Source organism: Acinetobacter sp. (assembly GCF_041919735.1).
GTDB lineage: Bacteria > Pseudomonadota > Gammaproteobacteria > Pseudomonadales > Moraxellaceae > Acinetobacter.
Map to the genome: position 1 here is coordinate 49,306 of NZ_JAYRTF010000004.1, position 12,963 is coordinate 62,268.

Annotated in this window: 14 protein-coding genes; 7 read left to right on the plus strand and 7 right to left on the minus strand. The window is 45.6% G+C overall.

What is annotated here, in order from left to right; translation table 11 throughout:
* The first annotated feature begins 307 nt into the window (after window positions 1–307).
* Window positions 308–1,039 carry a hypothetical protein gene (locus ACE3T3_RS03440; RefSeq protein WP_374664086.1) on the plus strand — a complete coding sequence of 244 codons (732 nt, stop codon included), beginning with the start codon at window positions 308–310 and terminating at the stop codon, window positions 1,037–1,039.
* An 81-nt stretch (window positions 1,040–1,120) separates the two neighbouring features.
* Here the strand turns inward: ACE3T3_RS03440 and thiM are convergent, their stop codons facing one another.
* The 4 genes from thiM to ACE3T3_RS03460 form a co-directional block, all read right to left on the minus strand.
* On the minus strand, window positions 1,121–2,002 hold the full coding sequence (gene thiM / locus ACE3T3_RS03445; RefSeq protein WP_374664088.1) for a hydroxyethylthiazole kinase: 882 nt from the start codon (window positions 2,000–2,002) through the stop codon (window positions 1,121–1,123).
* Between the two features lie 154 nt (window positions 2,003–2,156).
* Window positions 2,157–3,323 carry a hypothetical protein gene (locus ACE3T3_RS03450; protein ID WP_374664090.1) on the minus strand — a complete coding sequence of 389 codons (1,167 nt, stop codon included), beginning with the start codon at window positions 3,321–3,323 and terminating at the stop codon, window positions 2,157–2,159.
* Between the two features lie 239 nt (window positions 3,324–3,562).
* The gene (locus ACE3T3_RS03455) at window positions 3,563–3,826 is read right to left on the minus strand and encodes a hypothetical protein (protein WP_374664092.1); all 264 of its coding nucleotides are present in this window, start codon (window positions 3,824–3,826) and stop codon (window positions 3,563–3,565) included.
* A 219-nt stretch (window positions 3,827–4,045) separates the two neighbouring features.
* On the minus strand, window positions 4,046–4,288 hold the full coding sequence (locus tag ACE3T3_RS03460; protein ID WP_374664094.1) for a hypothetical protein: 243 nt from the start codon (window positions 4,286–4,288) through the stop codon (window positions 4,046–4,048).
* 215 nt (window positions 4,289–4,503) lie between these two features.
* Here ACE3T3_RS03460 and pepN point away from each other — a divergent pair, with 215 nt between their 5' ends.
* From pepN to ACE3T3_RS03475, 3 genes are all read left to right on the plus strand, one after another.
* Complete coding sequence (pepN, locus tag ACE3T3_RS03465; RefSeq protein ID WP_374664096.1) at window positions 4,504–7,113, plus strand: aminopeptidase N; 2,610 nt, start codon at window positions 4,504–4,506, stop codon at window positions 7,111–7,113.
* A gap of 309 nt (window positions 7,114–7,422) precedes the next feature.
* Window positions 7,423–7,638, plus strand: coding sequence for a hypothetical protein (locus tag ACE3T3_RS03470; RefSeq protein WP_374664098.1), 216 nt, complete (start codon window positions 7,423–7,425; stop codon window positions 7,636–7,638).
* A 119-nt stretch (window positions 7,639–7,757) separates the two neighbouring features.
* Window positions 7,758–8,207, plus strand: a complete 450-nt coding sequence (locus ACE3T3_RS03475; RefSeq protein ID WP_374664100.1) for an RDD family protein — start codon at window positions 7,758–7,760, stop codon at window positions 8,205–8,207.
* 60 nt (window positions 8,208–8,267) lie between these two features.
* Here ACE3T3_RS03475 and ACE3T3_RS03480 read toward each other — a convergent pair whose 3' ends face one another.
* Entirely contained in the window at window positions 8,268–8,714 is a 447-nt protein-coding gene (locus ACE3T3_RS03480) for a universal stress protein (protein WP_374664102.1), read from the minus strand.
* A 139-nt stretch (window positions 8,715–8,853) separates the two neighbouring features.
* Window positions 8,854–9,297 (minus strand): universal stress protein, encoded by a 444-nt coding sequence (locus tag ACE3T3_RS03485; RefSeq protein ID WP_374664104.1) that lies wholly within the window; start codon window positions 9,295–9,297, stop codon window positions 8,854–8,856.
* A gap of 267 nt (window positions 9,298–9,564) precedes the next feature.
* On the opposite strand from ACE3T3_RS03485, the gene ACE3T3_RS03490 reads away from it, so the two are divergent.
* The 3 genes from ACE3T3_RS03490 (at window position 9,565) to ACE3T3_RS03500 (ending at window position 11,563) form a co-directional block, all read left to right on the plus strand.
* Window positions 9,565–10,560: an alpha/beta hydrolase gene (locus ACE3T3_RS03490; RefSeq protein ID WP_374664106.1), complete on the plus strand. Its 996-nt coding sequence runs from the start codon at window positions 9,565–9,567 to the stop codon at window positions 10,558–10,560.
* Between the two features lie 95 nt (window positions 10,561–10,655).
* Complete coding sequence (locus ACE3T3_RS03495) at window positions 10,656–11,000, plus strand: multidrug efflux SMR transporter (protein ID WP_374664108.1); 345 nt, start codon at window positions 10,656–10,658, stop codon at window positions 10,998–11,000.
* Window positions 11,000–11,563 carry a TetR/AcrR family transcriptional regulator gene (locus ACE3T3_RS03500; RefSeq protein WP_374664110.1) on the plus strand — a complete coding sequence of 188 codons (564 nt, stop codon included), beginning with the start codon at window positions 11,000–11,002 and terminating at the stop codon, window positions 11,561–11,563. The genes ACE3T3_RS03495 and ACE3T3_RS03500 overlap by 1 nt, the downstream gene beginning before the upstream one ends.
* A gap of 130 nt (window positions 11,564–11,693) precedes the next feature.
* Here the strand turns inward: ACE3T3_RS03500 and ACE3T3_RS03505 are convergent, their stop codons facing one another.
* On the minus strand, window positions 11,694–12,920 hold the full coding sequence (locus ACE3T3_RS03505; RefSeq protein ID WP_374664112.1) for a benzoate/H(+) symporter BenE family transporter: 1,227 nt from the start codon (window positions 12,918–12,920) through the stop codon (window positions 11,694–11,696).
* Between the last annotated feature and the right edge of the window lie 43 nt (window positions 12,921–12,963).

The window sequence follows — 12,963 nt, forward strand, 5'->3', positions numbered from 1 at the left end:
ATCCGCTGGCATTTTTTTTATTGAGCGTCATGGATTGAAAAGAGGCTGCTGGATCAAAAATGCATTGCCTGATTGCTGCCAGGCTGAGCGGAAGCCAGCAGGTTGATTTGTTGAATTCCGTGCGGGTTTTGCCATGTTGAGCGGCATTGCACAGGCTATTCAATGAAATGAACGAATGAGCGCATGCAGAACAGCTAAAGCGTGTTTCTGTTGGCTCAAACTTGCAGAACTTAGCGGAGCATCATAGAATCGATATGCCGCTTAATTTAAAAAATAATTTACAAAATAATAATTTGGAACATCTCGAATGAAAATTGAAGAGACTGTGATTGATTTTGCTCAGCTGCCGCCAGACGAGCAGCAGCTTCAATTTCAGAAAATCTGGGAATTTGACCGCCATATTTTCCCCAATTCAACTGTCGAACAGCTCCATAGCTATGTCTATAATGCCGCTGCAGCAGCAGTGCCTGTTGTGCAGTATTTTCATCAAGGCAAGCTGATCGGGCAGAACATTATTCCGATATTAAGGCTGAAGCTGGGCGAGCGGCCTATCTTTATTATCAGTTCCAGAGCCGGATTCTTAACGGAATACTGCGGCAAAAACCGCAGCTTAAACTCAGCGATTCGTGCCGCCTTAAACTTCAAGCTGCGCTATCCGGCTTCATCTTTATGGTTTGTCACGACCTTGATGCAGCCCAAAGTGTATACATTATTCGCTTCGCGCTCTGTCAGCTTTTTTCCGCGCGCGGGCAGAAAAATGCCGCAGCAGCATGCTGAAGTGCTGCACATGATGCAGCGCTATCGTCCGGAGGTTCAAATCCGCGGCCAGGGGATTATTGTGCATCCCTGCAATATGCCAAAAGTGACGCCTGAACAATTGGTGCGCCTGCGCAATCGCGCGAATTCACATCATCAGTTTTTTTTGCAGCATGTGCCGGATTATTTTGATGGCATGGGGCTGATGTGCATTTGCAAGCTGGATTTTAAAACCATGTGCGGAACGATTTTTAATCTGGCTGCCGGCCGTTATGTAAAATAAGGCTGATATTGTCTGCCTAAAGATAATGTTGAAGACGCCGGCCTTAAAGACGATACATTTAAAAAAAAGCAATCTTCAGCTTTATAAAGCCAGAATGCTGAAGTCTGTGTACTGCCTCAGGTCTTCTTCATTCAGCGCATAAACTTCATCAATGAAAGCCACATTGAAACTGCCCGCTGTATTGGCGCGCTCATGCGCTTTTTTCCCGGCAATGGCAAAGTGGATATGCGCTGCAACAGTACCTGCTGCAACACTGTCACTCACTGCGCAATATGCCGCTGTTAAAGCGCCTAATGCACAGCCTGATGCGGTGACTTTGGGCTGTAAATCAGATCCGCCATTGACTTGCACCACGGCATTGAGTGATCTGCACAAAATAAAGTCGGATTCACCGGAAATCGCAATGCACTCAGCGTGTTCAAATAAGGGCTGAGCCTGAAGATAGATGGATTCACTGCTGATAGTGCTGTCGACCCCTTTGGATTGAATTTGGTTGCCTGCCAGTGCGCCTATTTCAGAGGCATTGCCGCGAATGACGGCCGGATGGTATTGCAGCAAGGCATCGGCCATGTCTGAACGCCATTTTAAGATAGGGCCATAGCCTACAGGGTCAAGCACCCACACTTTGCCTAAATCCTGCGCTGTCTGCGCCGCAATTTGCATGGCCTGCATTTGTTCGGATGTCGGTGTGCCGAGGTTCAGGCTGATGGCGCTGGCGATGCCGGCAAAGCTTTCAGCTTCAAAAGGATTGTCAATCATCGCCGGTGAAGCGCCTGCGGCTAAAAGCACATTGGCTACATAATTGCTGGCAACGGCATTGGTGATGATATGGACTAAAGGCTGCTGGGTCTTCAATTCGATCCATGCATCAATCACTTGCTGCATCAGCGGCGCGCTTAAATCCTGCAATTTTTGGCTCAGCTCAGAATGGGTGGCGGTATTGAGTTCTTCCGGGCGGTTCATTTCAGGTTCTCCCTCAGCGGGTGAAGTCAGTCTCAGGTTCAGTTCAGAAGAATGATCAGACTTGGTAACGGCTTATTTTGATGCCAAAATTTAAATGCATAAATGTGCATAGTACTTTGTGCAGTAGCTTGCACAGTATATTGTAGCGCGTGAATCAACGTGTGAAATAGTGGTCTTGATGTTTGCAATTGCGGCAAAACAGTGAAACATGATTATCGGCGTCAAAATCAACATCCAACTCATCTGAACCGCAGTGCATGCAGCGTTTTAGCGCATAAAATTTCAGGCGCGGCTCAGTTTTTTCCCAAATTTTCCAAATGGGCTGCACAAATATCGATTCATCGCAGTTTAAAAACCGGAAAAACAGCACATCAATCATTTTGGACATGTGCAGCTGCGGCGGATGGGGCAAGGTGGACGTTACCCATTTTTCAGCAATGCTGCGCTCACGGTACTGCTGCACGGTTTTTTTCAATAAGTTGGTATTGATGAATTTTTCATTGCGCGGCTGCAGCAGTTTTTGCTGATGCAGATAATCCAACGCGGTTTGCATTAAATAGAAAATCTGGCCGGCTGCTAGGCTGTCCAGCAAGCGATAACACAGCGTTCTCAGCCCATTATTGCCGGAAATTTGCACTTGCCACAGCTTGCAGTAAAACTGAATGAACTGCACGATTTTTTCATACAGCAGTTCATAAATGGCATCCTTGACTTCATCGGAGCTTTTAAAGGGAATGCCCTGAGACAAATTTTCATAAAACCAGAGCCGCAGGCGGTGTGTAATGCTGTACAGGCTGGGTTCAGAATAGCCGTCCAAGCGCACATTGATATAATACTGGCCGGATTCAGACGCATCATCTTTCAGGGTCAGCACATGCTGGTCGATCAAGCGCTTCATCAGGCTTTTTTGATACAAGTAATTCGGCGAAATAGGCGCGTATTTGATTTTTTCCCAGTCTATAAACTCATCATGCTGGGAGTTTTCAAAGACTTGATCATCTAAAATCGACAGTAAAAACAGCTTTTGAACAAAGCTTAACTGGTTCAGTTCAAACTCAACCAAGTCTTTGTCTTTGCCCTTCATTTTCTGCTTATAATTTTCTTGATGCAGCGCTTCTTTGATCAGCTTTTTGCGGTTATTTTGGCAGGCGGTACAGTGGCAGCTGCGCGCGGCATCCTGATAAATTTTGTGTTCGCAGTAACTGCATTCGTGATAATTTAATTCCTGATCATACTGTTCAGCTTCAACCCAGAACATGGAAGCGCGGCACAAGGGGCATAGCGTACTTTCATCTAAGTTTTTTTGCAGAATTTGCAGCATGCTGGAACATCTATTGACTGGGATAATGTCATTATACACAGCAAATGCCGCGGCGATGCTTCATTCCTTGCATAATTCCCGCGCGCCGGATCTAGGCGCAAGGCCGTACTGAAAATCATGGCTGAATCCTCTGCATAGCACGGCCGGCAGAACAGCAGATAGAAAGAGCGGCCCATAAAAAGAGCTGAATGATTCAGCTCTCGGTTAGTGTGAATACGGGCTGCTGTGAAGAACAGCATTTAGTATGCCGCTGGGCATGGCAATGATTCATCCTCCTCTCCAGCCAGCTTTGCATTCATTAAGGCCAGCGCTTTTTTGCTGGGAATTTTTTTCGAACCCAGTGCATCATAGCTGTTGATGATGACGCTGACTTCATGCGCCTGAAGGGGAATGCCTTCGCAGGTCATAAACATCGCAATGACTTTATGATCGATATTTGCGGCATCAAGTGTCTGTAGGGTCTTGATGTTTTCTACGCGGACAATATGGTCTTTTAAATACATCCTGCACCTCTTTTTACAGCCGATCCAATTGGTACTGCAGCATTTTTTTGCTGCTGCGTTTTTTTTACTGCTTAGTTTTATAGTGAACTTTGCACATTTATAAACAAGCAAGAATCGTGCACAAAATGTACAGTTTTAGAAAAATATGTAGGACTTTCTTCAAAAGCAGAAATTCCTGAAATGAATGCTGCATACTGTTGAATATATTTTTATTTTAAATCAGATGATTGTGACGATGTGTGATGACCTATTCACCGCAATGGATGGGTTGGGCTGCCACGTTGGCATGATCGGCTGCGGCTGATGCGCATCCAGCCGCAGCGCTTTTCTGATTGCTGTTTGAGGGCGTAAATATTCATTGCTGGCAGCTGCTTGTGATGCAAATAGAAACACATTTAGAGGCACATTGCCTGCAAATAGGGCAGTTAAAGCGGGGTCCGCCGCTTTTGCATTTCGCTCCAATGTTCTAGGTCTTTCTTAGTCAGCGCAAGATTGGATAAATTATAAGCCGCAATCAGCAATTAACGCAGAATGTGAATTGAAAATTGAGGCTGAGAGACCCATATAAAAACAAGGTAAATGCACAGACAGCCAGCAAAACTTGCCGTATGATCAAATCATTCGCAACTTTTGATAAGAAAAAGCTGTCTCGGCTTGGCAAAGGATCAGGACATTATATGAATATTGCAGCAAACCCAGCGGTCGAAGCAGACCAAACTGTCTATTTAAAAGATTATCAAAAACCATCTTTCCTTGTGGATTCCATCGACTTGGATATTCAAGTCTTTGACGATCAAACCCAGGTGAATGCAACATTGGTGATGCAGCGTCAGACTGCGGGTGATCTGGTGCTTTTGGGCCGTGATTTGGAACTCAAATCGATCATTTTAAATGGCAAAGCGCTGTCTGCAGATGAATATCAATTAGATGCTGAACAGTTGGTGATTGCCAATGCGCCTGATCAAGCTGTGATTGAAACACAAGTGATCATTCATCCTGAATCCAATACGCAGCTGGAAGGCTTGTACCAAGCCAGCGGCGATTTATTTGTAACGCAAAACGAGCCGGAAGGCTTCCGCAAAATTACCTTTTATCCAGACCGTCCAGATGTGCTGTCTGTCTTTACCACCCGTGTTGAAGCAGACAAAAAATTCCCGGTATTGCTGGCAAACGGCAACTTGATGGAAGCCGGCGAAGCGGGTGAGGGCCGTCATTATACGGTCTGGCAAGATCCGACCAAAAAGCCGAGCTACCTCTTTGCATGTGTGATCGGCGATTTGGCCGTCATGAAAGACCATTATGTCACTTCAGAAGGCCGCAATGTAGCTTTAGAAATTTACGCGGAAGAAAAAGACATTCCAAAATGCCGCATTGCCATGGAAGCGTTAAAGCATTCCATGCAGTGGGATGAAGAGCATTATGGCCGCGCATATGATTTAGATAATTATATGATCGTTGCGACCAGCGCATTCAACATGGGCGCAATGGAAAACAAAGGCCTGAATATTTTTAATACCTCATGCGTATTGGCGGATGAAGAATACACCACTGATGCCGCGATCATGCGGGTGCAGTCGGTGATTGCGCATGAATACTTCCATAACTGGACAGGCAACCGCATTACCTGCCGTGATTGGTTCCAGCTGTGCTTGAAAGAAGGTTTAACAGTGTTCCGCGACCAGTCTTTCTCGGAAGATTTGCAGTCGGCAGCAGTGCAGCGCATTGATGATGTTGCGGTGCTGAAAGCGCATCAATTCCCTGAAGATTCAGGCCCACTGTCACATCCGCCGCGCCCGGATCATTTTGTGGAAATTAACAACTTCTATACGGCGACCGTGTATGAAAAAGGCGCTGAAATCAACCGCATGATGTCGACTTTGCTTGGCAAGGAAAAATTCCGCCAAGGGACAGATGAATACTTCCGCCACCATGACGGCCAAGCGGTTACGGTTGAAGATTGGGTTGCGGCATTGACAGCGGGTTCCGGTGTTGATTTATCCGCGTTCCTGACGTGGTACAACCAGCCGGGCACGCCCAAATTGCAGGTGCAGGGTGAATATGATGCCGCAGCGCAAACATACCGCTTAAGCTTGAAGCAAAGCCTGAAAGCGCATCCGAAATACCCAAATTTAACAGCTGTGCCGATTCCTGTCGCTTTGGCCTTGTTTGATGCCGAAAGCGGTGCGCAGCTGACATTGAATTCAGCAGCCTTGTTTGAAAATGGCGTCAAAGATGGCGTGTATTTATTTGATCAAGCGCAAGCCAGCATTGAGTTTAGCGGCGTGACAGCAAAACCGGTGGTTTCTTTGCTTCGCAATTTCTCTGCGCCGGTGAATCTGGATTTCAATTATTCAGATGAAGAGCTTGCCTTCCTGATGCAGTATGAAACCAATGGCTTTAACCAGTGGCAAGCTGCGCAGACGCTGCTGGACCGCATTCTGCTGAATGATCATGCCTCTGAAGTTTATATTCAGGCCATGAAAAATACCGTTCCTGAATTGATTGAAAAAGATCCGCTGCTGGCTTCGCGCATATTTGATGTGCCTGCAGAAGGCTATTTAGGCAGCCGCATTGATCAGGATTACCGTCCGGAAGCGGTTCAGGAGAAACGTAATGCCTTGCTTGAACAGCTGGCGCGTGAATTTGGTGCATTCTGCAAAGACACCTATTTAGCGCTGGATCCAGACAGCCAAAAAGAGTTTTCTCAAGCAATGGGTGTGCGCGCCTTAAAAAATATCATGCTGAGCATGATGGCGCGCCAGGGCGATACAGAAGCTTTTGAGCTGGCTGATCAGCAGTATCAATCTACCGGCAACATGTCTGAGCGTTTAGGTGCTTTGCGCGTATTGGTTTGGAATGATGCGCCGCAGGCCAAAGCTGCGCTGGCAGATTTCTATGCACGCTTTAAAGATGAAGCTCTCTCTTTGGATCAATGGTTTATGGTGCAGGCTGCACATCCAAAAGCGGCCGCTGAAACCTTGGCTTATTTAACTTCGCATCCTGACTATGACCTTGCTGTGCCAAACCGCATCCGTTCAGTCAGTGGCGGCTTAAATGCAAATCCGGTCAATACATGGAGCTTTGGTGTGCAGCATTTCATTAATCTGGCGAAGTATCTGGATGAAAAGAACCCGATTGTCGGCTCGCGCCTGCTGCAGGCTTTGTCACGCTGGTATACCTTGGCTGAGCCGCAGCGCAGTACAGTCAAAGCGGAACTTGAAGCGCTGAAGCCGGTGGTGAAATCGAAGAACGTATCTGAAACGTTGAACAGCATGCTGAATGTTTAATTAATTTAAACTTGCGAGGCATAAAAATCCCTTTGCCGCCTATGCGGTAAAGGGATTTTTTTATGCAGTTTTTGCTGTGATGCCGCATTTAATGCAGCAATCATCACTGTGCGCTGCTGCAGGTGTTTTTAAATTGCGTATTTTATTAACTTATGTGAAAAAGATATATTAATCATGTGAAAACTATTAAATAAATCACAGTTAAGGGGTAGAATATTCAAGTATAAAGTTTAAATTTTTTAGATTTATAACAGATGAATTGATGCATCCGATGCATGAATTGATCCTTGTTATCCAGCTGAGGCAGTCATGTTAGTTAAAGTTGAAGATGGTTTTTATTTAAACTCTCAACATATTATTGCAGTTCGAATTTCAAAAAATATCAGCGATGGCGCTTTTGTGGTCGCAGTGGAATATACGCCCAACAGCGTGCAGGAGACGGGGCTGTTTGAGAAGTCTTTCAGCAATGGCATTGAGGCTGAAGTTTATTTGCAAAGCCTGCATCAATCGATCAGCAAATCATAAGCGCCGTTTTATGATCCATCCCTCATTTGAGGGATTTTTGTTTTATAGCATGCTAAAACTCGAGCATTGCGCAAAAATCGGGTAGATTAGAAAAAAGAACATAAAATGGGCTGATGCAGATGCTGGACAAAGATGTTGAATATGCTGGTTTTTGGGCGCGCGTTGGCGCTTCATTGATTGATATTGTCATTATGCTGACGGCAACTTATCCAATTTTATGGCTGTTTTACCGCGGCGATTGGGACCGCATCTTCGCGACAGGCTTATCCGAACAGCCGCAAATATTGTGGGTTGATATTTTAGTCAATTATATACTGCCGTTTTTGTACACCATCATTGTATGGCTGCTGTGGTCGGCGTCTCCCGGAAAAATTTTGCTGGGCATGAAAATTGTGGATGCTGAAACAGGGCAGAATTTAGATTTGAAGCAATCCATCATCCGTTATGTGGGCTATTTCCCAGCCATGATGGTGATGATGATTGGCATTATCTGGATTGCCTTTGATAAGCGCAAACAGGGCTGGCATGACAAAATGGCCAATACGGTGGTGATCCGAAGCAGCGATTAATAGCCATTCAATCTGAAATAAAAAATCCCTCTATGGAGGGATTTTTTATTTTCAAGCCTGTTAAATTTTGACAATTAATACAGGAATCGGAGATTGGGTCAGGACATTTTGAGCCACGCTGCCCAAGAACACTTTTTGAATGCCGGTACGGCCATGTGAGCCCATGACAATCAGATCTGCGCCGACTTCATCTGCAATTTGAATAATGCCTTCAGATGGAGAAACGCCGTGAATCAGCTTAATGTCAACATTTACACCGTCACGGACATACGATTGCTTAATTTCTTCTAAGCGTTCTTTCGCCTTTTTTTCTGCCTGCATAAAGTAATCCGTCACTGCCGGCGCAACTTTATAAAAGTCGACGCCGACAAAAGGATCGACAGCAATCACGCTCATAATTGTGACTTGGCAATTCAGGGATTGGGCAAGGGCTAAAGCTTGTTCTGCAGCTGCATAGGAAATTGGCGATTCGTCCACTGGGACAAGAATATGTTGATATACGGTCATGCGCCGCTCCTGATCAATGATGTTTTAAGCTTTTGATGTTGAGATAAATGCTGAAGCTGTCAATTTTATATGTATGAATATCATGGATATCGAATAATTTTGACTGAGCAAAAGCCCGCCAAAAGGCGGGCCGGAATGCTTATGATTTGACAATCAGTACAGGCAGTTCAGTATTGCGCAATACATCCTGAGCAAAACTGCCCAGCAGCATTTTTTGGAAGCCTTTGCGGCCGTGTGAACCCATGACGATGAGGTCTGCTTTTAATTCAGCAGCTGCCGCAGCAATGCCTTCCGCTGATACTTGGCCTTTAATCACTTGCGTATCTGCAGTTACGCCTTCAGCTTTGGCTGTTTCCAGCGCTTCAGCTAAAGATTTAGTTGCATTTTCATGCGCTTGCACAAAGTATTCTTTCATGATTGCAGAAGAATAATAGAAATCTGCATCGGTAAACGGGTCTTCAGCCACCAGGCTGATCAAAGTCAGTTTGCTGTTAAATGCTTTTGCAATTTGCGCCGCTTTTTTGACTGCGGAGAATGAGATTTGCGAACCATCAACCGGCACTAAAATTTGATTATATGACATGGGAGAAACTCCAAAGATATTGTAATGACCCTTTAACTCATTGATAGCATATTGTGCGGTGCTGTTCAATTTAATATTGGAAAAAAGTTTGTAAATTCATAAAATTAGAAGTAATTTAAAAAACATGCAATGCCAAAAACACGGCAAAAAAATCTGAGTATTCAGATCGGGATTTATGAAGTTATTCATAAAAACAATGACTTGTAGGTTTTATGTGATTTTGGCCGAATTTGGTGAGAAAATAGAGCCTCAGTTGAGGAAATGAAGATGCATTTGAAAATTGCGATGGCGCTGTTCGGTAGCAGCCTGATGTTGAACTTAAGCGCCTGTCAAAATACGCACAGCAGCACAAAAGTGATTGCGGGGGTCTTTAATGCATCGACTGAAATTCAGAAAAAATTTATTGATAAACATGCACCGAAAGATGTGCTGTCGCAAAAAAATATTCAATATTTAGCCGATCCTGATCTGCATTTTGACCTGTATCAGCCGCAAAACATTGCAGCGCTGGGAGCGCGCCCAACGGTGGTCTGGATTCATGGCGGCGGCTGGGTCTCTGGCTCGAAAGAGCATGCGGGCGGCTATTTTAAATTGCTGGCAGCGCAGGGCTACAACGTCATTGCGGTTGAATACGAGTTTGCGCCGCAGTTTATTTACCCTGCACAGCTGCAGCAAATCAATCAGGCTTTATCTTATATTCAAGCCCATGCAGCGCAGTATCATATTGATGCCAATAAACTGTATTTGGCAGGGGACTCTGCGGGCGCCAACATGGCCAGCCATTATGCGGCATTTGTGTCCAATCCTGAATATGCGGCAGCGCAGGATTTTCAGCCAGTGATCAAGCGGAACCAGCTTCAAGGCCTGATTCTGCACTGCGGGATTTATGATTTGCAGGACTTTGTTGAAACGGCGCCTGAAGAGATTGGCCTGCTGGAATGGGGGATCAACAATTTAGTGCAGGCTTATACCGGCGAGCGGAAAAATGATTCAGCATTTCTTGCCAGTATTTCACCACGTCAGCACATCAATCAAAACTTTCCGCCGGTCTTGATCAGCGGGGGCAATAAGGATTTCTTGACGGCATCTCAATCCTTGCCTTTCGTTGAAACTTTAAAAACGCATCATGTGCCGGTGGTCGAGGCTTTCTATCCGGATTCGAAAGAACTGCTGGTGCATGAATATCAATTTATGATGAGTAAAAAAGCCAGTCAGCAAACATTTGCAATGACGCTGGAATTTCTGCATGCATTAACGCCTTAATCCCAAACGGCAAAAAAGAAATCAGATATTGCTTGTATTAATTGCCTGATGAATTAACATACCTTTCGTATGGTATGTTTTAAATTGAGAGTACGATGAGTCCGGTTTACATGGCTTATGGCATGCTGGCTTTAGCCATTATTTCAGAAGTGACAGGTTCAACTTTTTTAGTCAAGTCAGAAGGCTTTACAAGAGTAGGGCCATCAATTGTTGTGGTCATCACTTTTTGCATTGCGTTTTATTTGCTGTCACAAGTGATTAAAGTGATTCCTTTAGGCATCGCGTATGCTATTTGGGCAGGCGTCGGCATTGTATTAACCGCGTTGATTGGTTATTTTGTTTTCCGCCAGACTTTGGATTTGGCTGCATTGATTGGCATTGCACTGATTGTGAGCGGTGTGATTGTGATTAACCTTTTTTCTCATTCAGCAGGACATTGATGGAAAATGTGCATCAGCGGAAGAAAGAGCCTGAACTCATCCGCCAGAAGATTTTAGAGCATGCGATGCAATTGGCTGCTCAAAAAGGCGTATCTGGGGTGTCTATTCAGGCTGTTGCTGATTTTGCCGGCGTCACCAAAGGCGGGGTGTTCCATCACTATTCCAGTAAGCAAAAACTGCTGGATGCTATGGTGCGGGAGGTGCTGTCGCGTTTAGATTTGGCTGTGGATGATTATATGCAGCACGATCAGGGCGGCTATGGCTGTTTCACCCGCGCTTATATCTATTTTACCTTGCAGACAGAAAATGACGGCATTGGCCGGTTTTGGTCCGCGATTTCGATGACCATGCTGACGGATCATGCTTTTAATGCCTTGTGGCTGGATTGGCTGAATGGCCGTTTGGCGCAGCATCAGCAGACCGATAGCGGGATGGAGCTTCAGCTGCTGCGCTATGCTGCCGATGGCGTTTGGCTGAATGTCTTTGCCTGTTCTGGCGATATTGCTGAAATGCAGCGCATGAAGCAAGAGCTGATTCAGCGCAGTTATGTGCAGAGCGCCTAAATAAAAAAGCATCCGAACGGATGCTTTTTTATGCGGCATGTAATTTCTATTTAAAAACTTCTGTCAAGACACATGATCTTTATGGCTCTGCCGCCGCTGTATTGGCTGGGCGGCTATAAGCGGCAGGAGTTTATTTCTTTAACTTCAAAATGCAATGCACTGCAAAGCCAAAGATCAGTCCCCAAAAGGCCGCGCCGATGCCGAAAAACTGGATGCCTGATGCGCTGAACAGGAATGTCAGCAAAGCGGCTTCGCGTTCAGACGGCTCATGAAAGGCAATGGCAATGTTGTGGCTGATGGTGCCAAGCAGGGCAATGCCTGCCAATGCCGTAATAAACACGGCAGGGAAAGTCATTAAAAAGCTGGTCAGTGTCGCGGCAAAGATCCCCATTAAAATGTAGAAAAAGCCGCAGCTTATACCGGCAATGTAGCGCTTTGCAGGATCTGGATGCACTTGATCATCTAAGCTGATGGCAGCGCTGATGGCGGCGATATTGACACTGAAGCTGCCAAATGGCGCAAACAGCGCTTGAGCCGTCCCTGTCCAGCCAATGAGCTGATTGACATTGGGCTGATAGCCATAGCTTTTAATCATGGCTAAACCCGGCAAATACTGTGACGCCATATTAATGACAAACAAAGGCAAGGCCAATCCTAAAATCGCGGAGCTGCTGAAAGCCGGCGTCGTCCACACGGGTTTTGTGGCAGCAATGGCAATGGAGGGAAGGCCGAAATTTAACAGCAGCGGGCACAGGATAAATCCTGCAATCACCGTAATGACAATGCTGTAGCGCGGCCAGAAGCGTTTCGACAGAATATAGGTGGCCAGCAGGGACAGTATAAAAGCCCAGTCATTTTGCATGGTGGCAAAGAGGGAAATGCCGAATTTCAGCAAGACGCCAGCCAGCATGGCGCTGGTCAAGCTTTGCGGAATATAGGACAGAACTTTTTGAAAAATACCTAAAAAGCCGAGCAATGCGGTTAATACGCCGCAGACTAAAAATGCGCCAATGGCTTCATTTATGCTGTAGCCGCTGCCTGTCGCTAAAATGAGCGCTAAACCGGCAGTCGACCATGAGGTTGCAACGGGGTATTTAAATTTCCACGATAAGATGAGGCCGCTTAAACCGATGGCTAAGCCTAAGGCCCAAAACCAGGAGGTAATCTGTTCAGTAGAAGCGCCAAGCCTTTGCGCTGCCTCGATGACCAATACTGCTGAAACACTGATGCCGACAAGAAACGTAATAAAACCTGCAAAGACCGCAGGTACAGAAAAATCATTCAGAAATTTTTGCATAATCCATTGCTGCTGTGGGGCATTTAGAAATGAAAATAAGTTGAAAAGCGCAATAAGCATACGCGAATCAACTTTTTGCCGAAAGTTAAAAAAATTGAATAGG